Annotated in this window: 15 protein-coding genes; all 15 read right to left on the bottom strand. The window is 69.9% G+C overall.

The annotated features are described in order from the left end of the window. The coding region (locus tag ACQKIP_RS22010; protein WP_427743840.1) for a flavodoxin-dependent (E)-4-hydroxy-3-methylbut-2-enyl-diphosphate synthase at nt 1-217 on the bottom strand (217 nt) is incomplete at its 3' end. A gap of 4 nt (nt 218-221) precedes the next feature. Continuing rightward, nucleotides 222-1,247 carry an adenosyl-hopene transferase HpnH gene (hpnH, locus tag ACQKIP_RS22005; protein ID WP_365855234.1) on the bottom strand — a complete coding sequence of 342 codons (1,026 nt, stop codon included), beginning with the start codon at nt 1,245-1,247 and terminating at the stop codon, nt 222-224. Between the two features lie 5 nt (nt 1,248-1,252). Further along, on the bottom strand, nt 1,253-1,903 hold the full coding sequence (locus ACQKIP_RS22000) for a 1-hydroxy-2-methyl-2-butenyl 4-diphosphate reductase (RefSeq protein WP_365855236.1): 651 nt from the start codon (nt 1,901-1,903) through the stop codon (nt 1,253-1,255). Further along, nucleotides 1,903-3,897, bottom strand: coding sequence for a squalene--hopene cyclase (shc, locus tag ACQKIP_RS21995; protein WP_365855238.1), 1,995 nt, complete (start codon nt 3,895-3,897; stop codon nt 1,903-1,905). The genes ACQKIP_RS22000 and shc overlap by 1 nt, the downstream gene beginning before the upstream one ends. A gap of 103 nt (nt 3,898-4,000) precedes the next feature. Continuing rightward, on the bottom strand, nt 4,001-5,131 hold the full coding sequence (locus ACQKIP_RS21990; RefSeq protein ID WP_365855240.1) for a polyprenyl synthetase family protein: 1,131 nt from the start codon (nt 5,129-5,131) through the stop codon (nt 4,001-4,003). Further along, nucleotides 5,128-6,540, bottom strand: coding sequence for a hydroxysqualene dehydroxylase HpnE (gene hpnE / locus ACQKIP_RS21985; protein WP_365855242.1), 1,413 nt, complete (start codon nt 6,538-6,540; stop codon nt 5,128-5,130). The genes ACQKIP_RS21990 and hpnE overlap by 4 nt, the downstream gene beginning before the upstream one ends. A 109-nt stretch (nt 6,541-6,649) precedes the next feature. After that, on the bottom strand, nt 6,650-7,600 hold the full coding sequence (gene hpnD, locus ACQKIP_RS21980; protein ID WP_365855244.1) for a presqualene diphosphate synthase HpnD: 951 nt from the start codon (nt 7,598-7,600) through the stop codon (nt 6,650-6,652). Continuing rightward, nucleotides 7,597-8,493 (bottom strand): squalene synthase HpnC, encoded by an 897-nt coding sequence (gene hpnC / locus ACQKIP_RS21975; protein ID WP_365855246.1) that lies wholly within the window; start codon nt 8,491-8,493, stop codon nt 7,597-7,599. The genes hpnD and hpnC overlap by 4 nt, the downstream gene beginning before the upstream one ends. Before the next feature lie 346 nt (nt 8,494-8,839). Then, complete coding sequence (locus ACQKIP_RS21970; RefSeq protein ID WP_365855248.1) at nt 8,840-9,637, bottom strand: ABC transporter ATP-binding protein; 798 nt, start codon at nt 9,635-9,637, stop codon at nt 8,840-8,842. Next, the gene (locus ACQKIP_RS21965) at nt 9,630-10,577 is read right to left on the bottom strand and encodes an ABC transporter permease (RefSeq protein ID WP_365855250.1); all 948 of its coding nucleotides are present in this window, start codon (nt 10,575-10,577) and stop codon (nt 9,630-9,632) included. The genes ACQKIP_RS21970 and ACQKIP_RS21965 overlap by 8 nt, the downstream gene beginning before the upstream one ends. Nucleotides 10,578-10,672: 95 nt before the next feature. After that, complete coding sequence (locus ACQKIP_RS21960; protein ID WP_365855793.1) at nt 10,673-11,518, bottom strand: glycosyltransferase family 2 protein; 846 nt, start codon at nt 11,516-11,518, stop codon at nt 10,673-10,675. A 47-nt stretch (nt 11,519-11,565) separates the two neighbouring features. Beyond that, nucleotides 11,566-12,345 carry a CDP-alcohol phosphatidyltransferase family protein gene (locus ACQKIP_RS21955; protein ID WP_365855252.1) on the bottom strand — a complete coding sequence of 260 codons (780 nt, stop codon included), beginning with the start codon at nt 12,343-12,345 and terminating at the stop codon, nt 11,566-11,568. Then, on the bottom strand, nt 12,323-13,387 hold the full coding sequence (locus ACQKIP_RS21950; RefSeq protein ID WP_361185437.1) for an iron-containing alcohol dehydrogenase family protein: 1,065 nt from the start codon (nt 13,385-13,387) through the stop codon (nt 12,323-12,325). Before ACQKIP_RS21950 ends, ACQKIP_RS21955 begins: the two co-directional genes overlap by 23 nt. Next, nucleotides 13,375-14,112 (bottom strand): phosphocholine cytidylyltransferase family protein, encoded by a 738-nt coding sequence (locus ACQKIP_RS21945; RefSeq protein ID WP_363207563.1) that lies wholly within the window; start codon nt 14,110-14,112, stop codon nt 13,375-13,377. The genes ACQKIP_RS21950 and ACQKIP_RS21945 overlap by 13 nt, the downstream gene beginning before the upstream one ends. Continuing rightward, nucleotides 14,109-15,176, bottom strand: a 1,068-nt coding sequence (locus tag ACQKIP_RS21940; protein ID WP_427743835.1) for a DUF5941 domain-containing protein, incomplete at its 5' end; no start/stop codon positions are given. The genes ACQKIP_RS21940 and ACQKIP_RS21945, both read right to left, overlap by 4 nt.

Here is a 15,176-nt window from a genome sequence, read left to right as displayed (position 1 = left end):
CAGCGATCTGGCAGCCGGACGCCGTCAGCTCGGCGATCTGCTGAAGCGTCGCCCCGATGTCGGACGTACGCGTCGTCGTCATCGACTGCACCGAGACGGGCGCACCGCCCCCCACGGCCACCGGCCCGACCTCGATGCGCCGCGCGAGGCGACGCTCGGCGATCGGCCGGACCGGCAGCTCAGGAAGGCCCAGTGCGACAGGCGTTCCAGGGGTCATGAAGTCACCCCGCGCGGTTGGCGGAGACCGTCTCACGGGCGGCGCGGATGGACTCCTTGAGGGAGCCCATGGTGGCCAGGACGGCGGTCGGCTCGTAGCCGCAGTGCGCCATGCAGTTGGCGCAGCGCGGGTCCTTGCCGCGGCCGTACTTGTCCCAGTCGGTCTCCTCGATGAGCTCCTTGTACGTGGGCACGTACCCGTCGCTCATCAGGTAGCAGGGGCGCTGCCAGCCGAAGAGCGAGTAGTTCGGGATCGCCCACGCGGTGCAGGGGAAGTCCGCCTTGCCCTCCAGGAAGTCGAGGAACAGCGGCGAGTGGTTCAGGCGCCAGCGCAGCCTGTTGCCGCCCGCGAAGGCCTTCTTGAACAGTTCGCGGGTCTGCTCGACGCCCAGGAAGTGCTCCTGGTCCGGCGCCTTCTCGTACGCGTAGGCGGGCGACAGCATCATCTCGTCGACCTGCAGTTCGTCATTGAGGAAGTTGAGGACCTCGATGATGGTCTGCGGGGTGTCGGTGTTGAAGAAGGTCGAGTTGGTGGTGACCCGGAAGCCGCGCTTCTTGGCTTCCTTGATCGCCGCCACCGCCTCGTCGAACACGCCCTCCTTGGCGACGGATTCGTCGTGGCGCTCGCGCATTCCGTCGATGTGCACGGCGAACGCGAAGTAGGGGGACGGGGTGAACTTCTCCAGCTTCTTGCGCAGCAGCATGGCGTTGGTGCAGAGGAAGACGTACTTCTTCTTGGCCACCAACTGCCGGACGATCTCGTCGATGTGAGGGTGCATCAGCGGCTCGCCGCCCGCGATGGACACCATCGGCGCACCGGATTCAAGGACGGCGCCGACGGCCTGGGCCACCGGCATGCGCTGTTTGAGCACACCGGCCGGGTGCTGGATCTTGCCGCACCCCTCGCACTTGAGATTGCACGCGAAGAGCGGCTCCAACTCGACGATCAGCGGAAACTTGTCACGCTTGCGGAGCTTCTGTTCAAAGAGATACGTCGCGACCTTGACGGTCTGGCGCAGCGGCATGGCCATCTGGCTCACCTCCGAGGGAGCAAAGAAGAACGGTGCCATTCGAAAAACGCGGGAAGCACGGCACGAAGAACACGGAAAGCTGATATTCCACCGCGTACCGTGCCGATGCGGACGAGTTCGTGCTGTGGGGCGTCCACGACCACCCGGACGGCGGCAACCGGCCGCTGTCCCGCCCGCAGCGCGCTGTGCAGCGTCACGGCGGACTCCATGTCCACCGCGATCGCTCCCGTGGCGAGCAGGTCGGCGCGTTCGTGGGCTCGGACGACATGGTCGGAGCCGGTCAGCGGTCCGGTGTGCACGGTGCGGCCGGGCATGGCCCGCATCAGCTCCTTGACCAGCAGTTCCGTACCGACGCAGGGCGTGTGGCCGTGTGCGGCGCGGGTCTGGTCGGCGACGACCAGATCACCGGGGTGCATGCCGGGGGCGAGCCCGGCGCAGAATCCGGTGGCCACGACGGCGGCGTGGCGCAGCGGCTGCCTGCCGAGTGCGCCGGTGACGGCCCGCTCGGCGTTCTTGGGGCCCATGCCCGTGCGGAGCACGGTGAGCTGCCCGGGGGCGCCGGAGCGGTCCCCCGTGCGCAGGGCGAGGTGCTCGATGCCGAGCGCGCAGGCGATCAGCAGCGGTGCGGGGCCCGGCTCGGCCGGGGTCCGGTCCATCAACCCCCCTTGGCACAGAGGCCCGCGAAGGGTTCTCCGTTGACGTACCGGCCCAGTGCCGTGAGCGGGAACACCTGCCGGTAGAGGTGGTAGTTGATGGAGAAGTCCCAGGGGAAGCCGGTGCCCGTGAAGTAGGGCTCGTCCCAGGAGCCGTCGTCCCGCTGTGTCTCGGCGAGCCAGGTGATGCCCCGCTCCACGGCCTTGGACTCGTGCTCGCCCGCCGCGAGCAGCGCGAGCAGCGCCCACGCGGTCTGTGACGCGGTGGAGGCGCCGTGGCCGCGCCACTCCTCGTAGCGGTAGGAGCGCAGGTCCTCGCCCCAGCCTCCGTCGTCGTTCTGCACCGACTCCAGCCAGCTGACGGCGCGGCGCAGGGCGAGGTGCGAGGCGGGCAGCCCTGCCGCGGTGAGCGCGGGCACCACGGAGCCTGTCCCGTATACGTAGTTGACGCCCCAGCGGCCGAACCACGAGCCGTCCGGCTCCTGTTCGGCGAGCAGCCATTCGATGCCGCGGCGGGTGCGCGGGTCGTGTGCCTTGCCCTCGACGGCGAGCATCTCGACGACGTGTCCGGTGACGTCGGCCGACGGCGGGTCGATGACCTCGCCGAAGTCGCAGAACGGCAGCCGGTTGGGGAACGGGCTGGTGTTGTCGGCGTCGAAGGCGGCCCAGGCGCCGTTCTTCGACTGCATGCCCAGGGTCCAGCGCGCTCCGCGGGAGATCGCGTTCTCCAGGCGCTGGCGGTCGGGGTGTTCGACCCGGCGCAGGGCCAGGATGACCTCGGCGGTGTCGTCGATGTCGGGGTAGTTGTCGTTGTGGAACTCGAACGCCCAGCCGCCGGGGGCCAGTTCCGGCTTGCGTACGGCCCAGTCGCCGGGCCGTGCGATCTCCTCGCCGAGCATCCAGTCGGCCGCCTTGACGAGCTGCGGGTGGTCGGCGGGCACGCCCGCGTCGGCGAGCGCGATGGTCGCCAGACAGGTGTCCCAGACCGGTGACTGGCAGGCCTCGATCATCCGGGCGCCGTCCTCGCGCCAGACCGCGAACCGGTCCAGCGATGCCAGGCCCGCCTTGAGGACCGGGTGTTCGAGGTCGTAGCCGAGCAGATGCAGCGCGATCACGGAGTAGACGGCGGGCGGCTGGATGCCGCCCCAGCAGCCGTCGTTCTCCTGCCGTTCGATGATCCAGCGGGCGGCACTGTTCATCGCGGCCTTGCGCACCCGGCGCGGGGCGACCTTGCGGTAGAGGTGCAGCGCCTTGTCGAGCCGCTGGAACACGCCGTCCCAACTCCCCACGGGAGCAAGGGGTTTGCCCGGGTTCGGTACGCGCGCGTCGCTGTGCAGCTCATCGAGGGCGAAGGGCGCGGGCCGGACGGGTCGCTTGGCGGAGACGACCGTGAGCGGCACGATCGTCTGGCGGGCCCAGCACCCGAAGTCGTAGATGTTCAGGGGCAGCCACTTGGGGAAGTAGATGAGCTCCGGCGGGAGTTCGGGCAGGTCGTCCCACTTCCACCAGCCGAAGAGGGCGAGCCAGATGCGGGTGAAGACGCGGCTCTCGGCGATGCCGCCCTGGTCGCGGATCCAGGCGGAGGCCTTCGCCATGTGCGGGTCGTTTGGGGCATCGCCCGCCAGACGCAGCGCGACGTACGCCTCGACGGTGGTGGAGAGTTCGCCGGGGCCGCCGAAGAAGGTGGCCCAGGTCCCGTCCTCGCGCTGCTCGCCGCGGATGAAGAGCGCGGCGGCGCGGGTGGTCTCCTCGTCGCGGATTCCCAGGAACTGACGGAGCAGCAGGTCTTCGGCGTCCATCGTCACGTTCGTGTCGAGGTCGCCCTTCCACCAGCCCTGCGCGTCCTGCTGCGCGAGCAGGAAATCGGTGGAGCGCCCTATGGCGCGCGCGGCAGCTTCACGTGGCCCCGGCGGCGCGGCGGTCGTGTCGAATGGCTGGCTGGCCGAAGGTGCGCGGGGCGTCACCGCTCCGGTGCTTCCGTCGGTCGTCGCTGTCATGGCTTCCCCTTCGTGCAGTCGTCTTCTCTGCTGTGGGTCCGCCGTCGGCCGACGCGCTGGGCGCCGGCCGGCGACTGCGAGCGCTATATCTGCTCGATAGTGATCATCTCTTCCGTACGACGACGAAGTCGGCGAGCGCGACGAGCTGGGCCCGTACCCGCCCGGGCATCTCGATGGTGTCGAGCGCCTGGATGGCGATGGTGTGCTGGCGCCTGGCCTCCTCGGCGGTCCACTCGCGGCCGCCCGCCTGCTCGATCAGGGCGGCGCGCGCGGCGAACTCCTCCTCGGAGAAGCTGTCGAAGTCGTTGCTCTTGGCGTCGGCCGCGAGCAGCTCGCCCAGCTGCTCGGACGCCGGGCCGCCCGCGGCGAGCGCGGCCACGACCGGCAGCGACTTCTTGCGCTGGCGAAGGTCGCTCCAGGTCTGCTTGCCGGTGGACTCCGGGTCGCCCCAGATGCCGAGCAGATCGTCCACGGCCTGGAAGGCGAGGCCGAGGTGGTAGCCGTACTTCTCCAGGACGTCGGCGGTGCGGTCGTCCGCGCCGCCGAGGACGGCACCGATGGAGACCGCGCAGGCGAGCAGGGCGCCGGTCTTGTTGCCCTCCATCTCCAGGCACTCCTCGACGGTGACCCGCTCGCGGTGCTCGTAGGAGATGTCCTGCGCCTGGCCGTCGATCAGGGCGCGGGTCGCGGTGGTCAGGCGGCGCGTGGCGCGGCCCGCCTCGACGGTGCCGATCTCCAGGAGGATCTCGTTGGCGAGCGCGAAGAGGGCGTCGCCGACGAGGATGGCCTGCGCGGGGCCGTGCACCTTCCACACCGTGTCGCGGTGGCGGCGCTGCTCGTCGCCGTCCATCAGATCGTCGTGCAGCAACGAGAAGTTGTGGACCAGTTCGACGGCGACCGCGCCGGGTACGCCGACTTCCGGCGCGGCCCCCGCGGCTTCCGCGGAGAGCAGGGCGAGCGCGGGGCGCACGGCCTTGCCGCCGTCACCGTCCGCCGGGTTGCCCTCGGCGTCGATCCAGCCGAAGTGGTAGGCGGCGACGGTGTCCATGGGCGGCGCGAGACGGTCCACGGCCGACCGCAGCACCGGGGTGGCCAGCGTCCTTCCGCGCTCGAGCAGTGAGGTCACGTCCACCGTGTCGGCAGCCGATTCGGCCGAGGGCACAGTCGGCACAGTCTCTCCTCTTGTTCCGGTGCTGAATTTCTGGGGAACTGACCCCAGAAGGTCTGGCTTCACGCGGCCTCCTCGACGTCGAAGAGATGATCACGCGGTCGGTCCAGAGCGGAGAGGGCTGCCCCGGCGGCACTGATGCCGCTGCGGACGGCGCTCTCCATGGTCGCGGGCCACCCGGTGGCGGTCCACGCCCCGGCCAGGTACAGGCCGGGAGCCTTGGTGCGAGCGCCGGGCCGCAGCCGTCCCACGCCGGGAGTCGGCGCGAACGTCGCCGTACGCTCCCGGGTCACGAAGAAGTCCCGTACCTCCGCGCCGTGCGCGGCGGGCAGCAGCCGCTCAAGCTCCGGCAGATAGCGCTCGCGCAGCGCGGCGACGGGAGCGTCGATCTCGTCCCGGGCGGCGGACTGGGACAGGGCGAGGTACTGGCCCTCGGTGAGGCCGGAGGCGTCGGTGCGGTCGAAGACCCACTGCACCGGCGAGCCGATGGCCGCGAAGAAGGGCCGCTTGAGGACCTTGCGGTCGTACACGACGTGGATGTTGAGGATCGGTGCGGTGTCGATGTCCAGGAGCCGGTCGGGCTCGTCGAGCGCGCCGTCCGGCAGGAGGTCGTGCGTCTCGTGCTGCGGTACGGCGAGCACGACCGTTTGTGCCTCGATGTCCTCGCCGGGAACTTCGACCTTCCAACCACCGTTTTCCGTACGGGAGATGGAGGTGACTCGTGTCCTCAGTTCGGTTCGCACGCCCGCGGAGTCGAGCGCCTTGCGGGCGAGCGTGTCATGGAGATCACCGAGGGGCACGCGTGCCCAGCCGATGTCGGCCGCACCGGGCTTTGAGAGCAGTCCGGTCTTGAAGACCATCGCGGCGAGTCCGAGCGAGGAGTCGCCCGCGACGGCGTTCAGCGTGGCCACACCGACGAGGTCCCACAGGGCCTCGACGGCACGCGCCGACTGGCCGTGCGCGGCGAGCCAGCTGCCGAAGTCCTGGCCGTCGAGCTTGGGGTCGGCCGGGTCGAGCCCCTTGAGGGCGAGCGCGGCGCGCCCGACGTTGGCGCGCTCGGCGAGCGACAGATGCGGGTACGTGGCAAGGCTCGCCGCCAGGTGCAGCGGCACGGGCAGCGCGGTGCGCCGCAGACGCCCGAGGCGGTGGCGGTCGGCGTCGAGCACCGGCACGTCGAGACGTTCCTGCAACGGCGCGAGAGCCGCGCCGTCGACGCGGTCGAGGAACCAGCGGTAGGCGTTGCAGCAGCGCAGATAGACGTGCTGGCCGTTGTCGACGGTCAGGTCGCCGCGCTTGAAGGAGAAGGCGAGCCCGCCCAGGCGGGGCCGTCCTTCGAGCAGCGTCACGCGCAGTCCCGCGTCAGCGAGGGACAGCGCCGCGGTGATGCCGGCGAGACCGCCGCCGACCACCACGGCGGCCCCGCGTCCTGCTTCGCCATCGGCCTCCGCGGCCGGCCGCATGTCGTCCTTGCTCATGCGCTTCCCCCCTCGGCCGTTGCAGTCTGGGACGCCGGGCCGGGCCGGAGGGTTGCCCACCGGTTGCACGAAGTTGTCCTACGTTCGCCGCATCTGCCGTGGATGCCCATCAAGTACGCCTCCTGATGGTCTGTCGGGAGATGGTGCGCGCATCGAGCCCGGAGAGCCCGCGCACGGCGACATACGCCTTTTCGCGGCCCGGCAGCGAGACACGACCCCGCAGGACCGCCTCCGGCTCCCGCTCGATGCGGTCGAGGAGCCGCCGGTAGATGCCCGCCATGGCGGCGACACAGGCCCCGCTGCGCCGGTCGAGCATCGGAAGGAGCCGGTATCCCTCGGCGAACAACGCACGCGCCCTGCGCACCTCGAAGTGCACGAGCCCGGCGAAATCGGACCCGGCGGGCGGCTCGGAGCCCGAGAAACCCGCGGAGCAGCCGAACTTGGCGAGATCGTCGGCCGGCAGGTAGGTGCGGCCGCCCTCCGCGTCCTCGCGAACGTCACGCAGGATGTTGGTCAGTTGGAGCGCGAGGCCGAGCGTGTCGGCATACTCCGGCGCGCGCTCGGCGTTGAGCGCCCCCCGCTCGGTGCCGAACACGCCGAGGGAGAGCCGCCCGATGGCCCCGGCCACGCACCGGCAGTAGACCTTGAGGTCCTCCCACGTCTCGTACGTCTCGCCCCGGACGTCCATCAGGACGCCGTCGATCAGTTCGTCGAGGCCGCCGAGCGGGACGGGGAAGTGCGCCGCGGCATGCGCGAGCGCGACCGCCACGGGGTCGGTGTCGTCCTCGTCCACCTGGCCCTCGCGGATGCGGACGAGCAGCGCCCTGGTCTCGTCGAGGCGCTCGGCCTTGACGTCCGGGGCGAGCGGGCCGTCGCCGATGTCGTCCACGCGCCGCGAGAGGGCGTAGAGGGCCGACATGGCGCGGCGCTTGGGCATCGGGAGCAGCCTGATGCCGTACGCGAAATTGCGTGCCTGCTGTCCGGTCACGGCCTCGCAGTAGCTGTATGCGGCGAGAACCGGCGCGGACACGTTCGGGCCTGACTCCACGGTCCGGCTCACCCCTCTCCTCGCAGAACCGCTCCCACCTCACGCAGCAAACGCGGCTTGGCGGGCTTCGGCGGTCCGGGAAGTACGTCGTATCCGGCGGCGGCGATCGCGTGGACCGCCGCCCTCCCCCCAGCCACGAAGCCCGCAAGCAGCACCTTCAGCCTGCCGTGGACGCTACCCACCAAGGGGGTTCCTTCATTCAGGAGGCAGCGGGCGCGTTCTGCTTCATATGCAACCAGCGCGCGCACCGATGCGCCTGCTGTCGGTGCGGCCAGATCCTGCTCCCGGACATGAAACCGCTTCATGTCCTGTGCGGGCAGGTAGATGCGGTCCCGCTCCAGGTCCTCGGCGACGTCCTGGAGGTGCTCGACGATCTGGAGGGCGGTGCACACCGCGTCCGAGCGGCGGATCCGCTCCGGGGTCGCGGTGCCGGTGATGCCGAGGACGAGCCGGCCCACGGGGTTCGCGGACAGCTCGCAGTAGGCGAGCAGGTCCTCGTACGTCTCGTAGCGCGCGACGACCTGGTCCTGGCGGTTGGCGGCGATCAGACCGAGAAAGGGCTCGGGCGTGAGGCCGCAGCGGCGCACGGTGGGCTGGAGCGCGCGCATCAGAGGGTGCCTCGGGGTCGAGTCGAAGACCCGGTGCAGGTCGGCCTCGAAGGCGTCCAGGAGGGCGAGCCGGTCGTCGGCGGCGTCGGGGTCCACACCGAGGTAGCGGGCGTCGGCGCCGCCGGGGGCCAGGTCGCCGTCGCCGATGTCGTCGACGAGGCGGGCGTAGCCGTACACGGCCATGAGGTCGTCGCGCCAGGCACGGGGCAGGAAGAAGGGCGCCACCGGGAAGTTCTCGTCCGCGGCCTTCGCGAGGACGGCGGATGCATCGCGTAGCTGGAGATCATCCGTAGCCATTGCCGTCACATCTCCCGTTCTACACTGCCGACCCAATACATCCTATTTCGGACACGCCGCCCGGCACTCCGCGAGGCGGACCGTGTCCTGAGCCGGGGCGCCGCGCGATATCGCCCCACTTGCCGCGAATCAGCACCGGTACAGCTTACGTTGTACAACGCAGCCTGCATCGTCGGGGTGTTCCGCGCATCACAACAACACACCGATTGGCGTCAATCTTCCCTGTACCGGGGGGACTTGAGTGGTCCGACGTGGCTGATGAGGCGGTCGAAGACTCAGGACGCACAAAGGCCCCGCCGGGTTGACTCCGGCGGGACCTTGTCTCATTCGGGTGTACGCGAGGGGGCTATTTGCCCGTGAACTTCTCGTACTCCTTTATGACCTCGTCGGTCGGCCCGTCCATGCGCAGCTCGCCGCGTTCCAGCCACAGGACGCGGTCACAGGTGTCACGGATGGACTTGTTGTTGTGGCTGACGAGGAAGACCGTGCCGGCCTCCTTGCGGAGCTCGCGGATGCGGGCCTCGGAGCGCTTCTGGAACTTGCGGTCACCGGTCGCGAGCGCCTCGTCGATCATCAGTACGTCGTGATCCTTGGCGGCCGCAATGGAAAAGCGCAGGCGGGCCGCCATGCCGGAGGAGTAGGTGCGCATCGGCAGGGTGATGAAGTCACCCTTCTCGTTGATGCCCGAGAAGTCGACGATCTCCTGGTAGCGGTCCCTGATCTGCTCGCGTGTCATGCCCATCGCGAGACCGCCGAGTATGACGTTGCGCTCGCCCGTCAGGTCGTTCATCAGGGCCGCGTTCACACCGAGCAGCGAGGGCTGGCCGTCGGTGTAGACCTTGCCCTTCTCGGCGGGGAGCAGCCCGGCGATGGCGCGCAGCAGCGTCGACTTGCCGGAGCCGTTGGAACCGATCAGACCGATGGCCTCGCCGCGGTAGGAGGTGAAGCTGACGCCGCGCACGGCGTGCACCTTGCGCACGCCCCGCTCCTCGCCGCGCTTGAGGATGCGGCTCAGTGCGGAGGTGGCGCTGCCCTTGCCCGTCTTCGCGCCGTTGACGCGGTAGACGATGTGCAGCTCGTCCGCGATCACGGTGGGGATGTGCGTCCGGTCGGGGTTCTTGTCGTTCTTGCCTTCGTCAGCCACGGCCGTAACGCTCCTCAGCCTTCCAGAAGTACACGAAGCCCACCACGCCGAACAGGACCGCCCAGCCGGCGGCGATGAACCACACGTGCTCCGGCAGGTAGCCCTTGCCGTAGTCGTCGATCATGGCGAAGCGGATCAGGTCCATGTAGACGGCGGCCGGGTTCCACTGGAGCACGTCCCCGACCCAGCTGGGCACGCTCTCCTTGGTCGCGAGCATCGCGGGGATGCTGAACATGACGCCCGACGCATACATCCAGGTCCGCATCACGAACGGCATGAGCTGTGCCAGGTCGGGCGTCTTGCTGCCCATCCGGGCGAAGATCAGCGCCAGGCCCATGTTGAACACGAACTGCAGGAGCAGCGCGGGCAGGACGAGGAACCAGGACAGGGCGGGGAAGATCCCGAACGCGCACATGATGATGACGAGCACGATCATCGAGAACAGCAGCTGCTGGAGCTGCTGGAGCGCGAAGGAGATCGGCAGCGAGGCGCGCGGGAAGTGCAGGGCCCTGACCAGGCCGAGGTTGCCGGAGATCGCCCGCACGCCCGCCATGACGGAGCTCTGCGTGAACGTGAAGACGAAGACACCGGTCACCAGGAACGGCACGTAGATGTGGTGCGGAATGCCCTCCCTCGCGCCGAGCAGCAGTCCGAAGATGAAGAAGTAGACCGCGGCGTTCAGGAGCGGCGTCGCCACCTGCCACAGCTGGCCCAGCTTGGCCTGGCTGTACTGGGCGGTCAGCTTCGCCTGCGAGAAAGCGAGGATGAAGTGGCGCCGTCCCCAGAGCTGGTGGACGTACTCGAAAAGTCCGGGCCGTGCGCCGCTGACGGTCAGACCGTACTTGGCGGCGAGATCGGCCCGGGAGAGCCCGTCATCGGGCGACGGTGTCGACGGGGACGCTGTCACCGTGACTCCGCCGTCATGCGTTGTCTCACTCACGAGTGGAAACTTTCGTCTTCAGATGCGCAGCCGGTCGGGCGTAGGCATGGACCAGGGACCGGGGTATGGCCCAGATGTTCTCAGAACCGAGCTTCTCAGATGACAGGAGGTCGGCCCAGTCGGGTCAGGCGCCACACCGTACGCCACTTCATCGGCCTGCGCGGTCCGCAGGGCGTCGTCCAGCCCTCCTTGAAACCGCCGAACCAGGCCTTGAGGGCGGGTCCCGACGGCTTCCTGGCCAGGGTCAGGAGCATCCACACGCCGAGGTAGACCGGGACCAGGAGCGCGGGCAGATTACGGCGGGCGAGCCACACCCGGTTGCGGGCGACCATCCGGTGGTAGACCGCGTGCCGCGAGGGGGCGGTCGTCGGGTGGAAGAGCACCATGTCGGCGCGGTAGTCGATCATCCAGCCCGCGTTCAGGGCACGCCAGGCGAGGTCGGTCTCCTCGTGGGCGTAGAAGAACTCGTCGGGCAGGCCGCCGACCTCGGCGATGACCTGCGTACGGACGGCGTTGGCGCCGCCGAGGAAGGTCGTCACGCGCGAGGAGCGCATCGGGTCGGCCGCGCGCAGGCGCGGGACGTGCCGGCGCTGGGTCTCCCCCGTGTCCGGGTCGGCGATGCGGAAGCTGATGATGCCCAGCTTCGGGTCGGCGGTGAAGGCCTCGCGGCACAGCTGGGCCGTGTCCGTGTTGGCGAGCAGGCCGTCGTCGTCCAGGAAGAGGAGGATGTCGACGTCGGTGCCGCCGGGGCCGAACGCCTCGATGCCGACGTTGCGGCCGCCGGGGATGCCCAGGTTCTCGGGCAGCTCGACGGTGCGCACGCCCTCGGGGACCTCGGGCACGGGGGCGCCGTTGCCGACGACCACCACCTCGACCGGGTCGCCGTCCTGCTTGGCGACCGAGTCGAGCAGGGCGCGCAGCTCCTGGGGCCGGTTGCCCATGGTGATGATGACCGCGCCGACCTTCGGGGGCCGGCTCCCCGCCGCACTCACTTGAGCCTGCTGGAGGCGAGGATGGACACGAGGTGAAGCAGCGTCTGGAGCATCGCGATACCGGCGAGTACGGCGACACCGAGCCGCGAGAAGAACAGGTCGCCCCGCACCTGGTCCACGATCGCGAGGACCAGGATCAGGAGGGACGCCTCGATGCCGAGCACGAGCCGGTGGAACTTCAGGGCGCCCGCCGCCCTGCGGGCCAGGGCCATGCCGGAGGAGCGCGGCTCGGAGGCCGACTCCTTGACCGGCGCGAGGCCCTGCTGGTGCCGGGCGACACCGACGAGGTCGGTCTCCGCCTTGATCAGGATGGCGCCCAGCGCGGCGAGCGTGCCCAGGAAGGCCCACAGCCAGTCGATGCGGCCCGAGCCCCACAGGTCGGCGGCGCGCAGGCCGAAGCCGACCAGGACCGCGGCGTCGCACAGGTAGGCGGCGACCCGGTCGAGGTAGACGCCCGCCATCGAGTACTGCTTGCGCCAGCGGGCGATCTCGCCGTCGACGCAGTCGAGCAGGAGATACAGCTGGACCATGATCACGCCGAGCACGGCGCCCGTGATCCCCGGCACCAGAAGCGCCGGGGCGGCAAGGGCGCCGGCCACGGTCATCAGATACGTGAGCTGGTTGGGCGTGATCCTGGTGTTCACCAGGTAGCGGTCGCAGCGCAGCGAGATCTCTCGCATGTACAGGCGTCCCGCCCAGTGCTCACCGCTGCGCCGGTCCTTCACCCCTATGGGGTGAACGACGGGGCGGAGTTCAGCTACCGATGGCCTTGGCATAGTCGGCGTATGCGTCCTTGATCTGGTCGGAATTCAGATTGAGGTGCTCGAGGATCGTGTAGCGCCCGGGGCGCGTCTGCGGGGCGTACTCCACGACCTGGACGAACTCGTCCACGGTGAAGCCGATCTCCTCCGGCGTCACGGGCAGACCGTGCCTGCGCAGCACCTCCACCATGTACGCGGACTCCTCGTGTGCTCCGCGCAGGAACATCGCGAAGGCCGCGCCCAGGCCGCACTGCTCGCCGTGGCTCGCCGCGCGCTTGGGGAAGAGGAGGTCGAAGGCGTGGTTGATCTCGTGGCAGGCACCGGACGCCGGGCGGGAGTCGCCCGACACGGACATCGCGATGCCGGTGAGGACCAGACCCTCGGCGAGGACCTGGAGGAAGCCGTCGTCGCCGACGCCGCCGGGGTGGCGCAGGACCGCCTCGCCCGCCTGGCGGGCCATGGCGGCCGCGAGGCCGTCGATGTCCTCGCCGCGCTCACGGGCGGCCAGCTCCCAGTCCGCGATCGCGGAGATGTTGGACAGGGCGTCACCGATGCCCGAGCGCACGAACCGTACGGGAGCCTCGCGGATCACGTCGAGGTCGATGACGACCGCGATGGGATTGGGCACTCCGTACGAGCCGCGGCCCGCGTCGTTGTCGAGCGTGGCGACCGGCGAGCACAGGCCGTCGTGCGACAGGTTCGTCGCGACGGCGACCAGCGGCGCGCCGACCCGCGCTGCGGCGAACTTGGCACAGTCGATGATCTTGCCGCCGCCGAGGCCGACGACCGCGTCGTAGCGGCCCTTCTTGATGGCGTCGGCGAGCTTGATGGCGTCGTCGAGCGTGCCGCCGCCCACCTCGAACCACTCGGCGGTGGGCAGCTGCGGTTCGAGCCGCTGGCGCAGGACCGCGCCGGAGCCGCCGCTGATGGCGACGGCGAGCTTGCCGGTTGACGAGCAGATCCGCTGGTCGGCCAGGACCCCGGCCAGGTCGTTGAGCGCCCCCGGCCGGATGTCCACGACGACCGGCGAGGGGATGAGCCTCGTCAGTACTGGCACGCGATCTCCCGGCCCTTGGCGAGGTCGTCGTGGTTGTCGATCTCGACCCACTTGACGTCGCCGATCGGCTCCACGTCGACCTTGAAGCCGCGGTTGACGAGCTCCTGGTAGCCGTCCTCGTAGTAGAGGTCGGGGTCGCGCTCGAAGGTGGTCTTCAGGGCGTCGGCCAGCTGCTCGGCGGCGTCGCCCTCGATGAGCGTGACACCGATGTACTCACCGGTGGCCGTCGCCGGGTCCATCAGCTTGGTGATCTTCTGGACGCCCTTCTCGGGGTCCACGATGACCTTCATCTCCTCGTCGGCGAGGTTCTTCACCGTGTCGAGGGCGAGGATGATCTTCTTGCCGTCGCCGCGGGCGGCGAGCAGCGTCTTCTCGACGGAGACCGGGTGCACGGTGTCGCCGTTGGCGAGGATCACCGTGTGCTTGATCGCGTCACGACCGCACCAGAGGGAGTAGGCGTTGTTCCACTCCTCGGCCTTGTCGTTGTCGATCAGCGTGAGCTTGAGGCCGTACTTCTCCTCGAGCGCCGCCTTGCGGTCGTAGACCGCCTCCTTGCGGTAGCCGACGATGATCGCCACCTCGGTGAGACCGATCTCCGCGAAGTTGCCGAGGGTCAGGTCGAGGATGGTGGTGTCACCGTCGACCGGCACCAGGGCCTTGGGAAGCGTGTCGGTGTAGGGGCGAAGACGCCGTCCGGCGCCGGCCGCCAGCACAAGGCCGATCATGCGGGTTCTCCTTCATCGTGTACGGCGGGTGCGCCGCGCTTGTGAGCGGTCACCCAGTAGCGGATGCTCTCGACGAGCACCACAAGTGCCACAGCTCCGGCGAGTGCCGTGAGCGCGACGGTGAAATCTGTGCCGGTGAGCAGAGCGGCGGCGACAGCGACCACCAGGGCCCTGCCTTCGTGTCCGACGATCGCCCGCACCAGCCAGTGCGGAGGGGCGCCGGCGTCGCCGCGGATGCGGTACACCGTGTCGTAGTGATGGTAGGCGACGGCGGACACCAGTCCGAAAGCCGCGGGCAGGGCTCCGTTCACGTCCGCCTTGGCGGCGAGCAGCAGGATCGTGCCGTACTCGGCGGCCCGGAAGAACGGCGGCACCAGCCAGTCGAGGGGGCCCTTGAGGGGGCGGGCGACGGCCAGACCCGAAGTGATGACGTAGATCACCGCGGCGACGACCACCCACGGGCTGCCGTAGGACGTGAGGCCCGCCACGCAGGCGAGCACCGCGCCGCCCGCGAAGGCGAGGGCGGGTGCGGGCACGGGCAGGCCGCCGGGCCGCAGTGCCGCGAAGGCGGAGGCGAGCGGGCCGGTGTCGGCGAGGTCCGCGAGTGCCTGTGCGGCGCGGTCGGTGCGGGTCGCCCTGCGGGTCAGCGAGCGCAGGACGCGGCCCGCCGTGGTGTAGCAGGCGGCGAGGCCGCAGCCGACGAGCAGCACGATCAGGGTGATGCGCGGGGTGGTCACCGCGGTGAGCACGGCGATCAGGGCCCAGCGTTCGCCGATCGGAAGGACGATCATGCGGCGCAGCCAGACCGTCCAGCCGACGCTGTCGAGCTTGTCCGAGAGGGCCGCGGTGGGGCTGGTGTTGGCGGTCGCGTCGTGATTCGCCTCGTTGAAGGAGAAGTCCACGACGTGCCGGGAGGTCTGCAGGACCATGGCGCCGAGCGCGAGCGCCCAGACGTCGTCGCCCGTGGCGTTGGCCGCGCCGAGCGCCAGGCCCGCGTAGTAGGCGTACTCCTTGGCGCGGTCGAAGGTCGCGTCGAGCCAGGCGCCGAGCGTCGAGTACTGCAG

This window comes from Streptomyces sp. NPDC059900 (assembly GCF_050270335.1).
In the GTDB taxonomy this organism is placed as follows: Bacteria; Actinomycetota; Actinomycetes; order Streptomycetales; family Streptomycetaceae; genus Streptomyces.
This window is presented reverse-complemented; position numbering and strand designations above follow the sequence as displayed.

Excerpts from the sequence above, each read along its gene's own strand:
- hpnH (WP_365855234.1), bottom strand. The coding sequence starts at position 1,247 with ATGGCCATGCCGCTGCGCCAGACCGTCAAGGTCGCGACGTATCTCTTT.
- ACQKIP_RS22000 (WP_365855236.1), bottom strand. The coding sequence starts at position 1,903 with ATGGACCGGACCCCGGCCGAGCCGGGCCCCGCACCGCTGCTGATCGCC.
- shc (WP_365855238.1), bottom strand. The coding sequence starts at position 3,897 with ATGACAGCGACGACCGACGGAAGCACCGGAGCGGTGACGCCCCGCGCA.
- hpnE (WP_365855242.1), bottom strand. The coding sequence starts at position 6,540 with ATGAGCAAGGACGACATGCGGCCGGCCGCGGAGGCCGATGGCGAAGCA.
- hpnC (WP_365855246.1), bottom strand. The coding sequence starts at position 8,493 with ATGGCTACGGATGATCTCCAGCTACGCGATGCATCCGCCGTCCTCGCG.
- ACQKIP_RS21960 (WP_365855793.1), bottom strand. The coding sequence starts at position 11,518 with ATGGGCAACCGGCCCCAGGAGCTGCGCGCCCTGCTCGACTCGGTCGCC.
- ACQKIP_RS21955 (WP_365855252.1), bottom strand. The coding sequence starts at position 12,345 with ATGCCAAGGCCATCGGTAGCTGAACTCCGCCCCGTCGTTCACCCCATA.
- ACQKIP_RS21945 (WP_363207563.1), bottom strand. The coding sequence starts at position 14,112 with ATGATCGGCCTTGTGCTGGCGGCCGGCGCCGGACGGCGTCTTCGCCCC.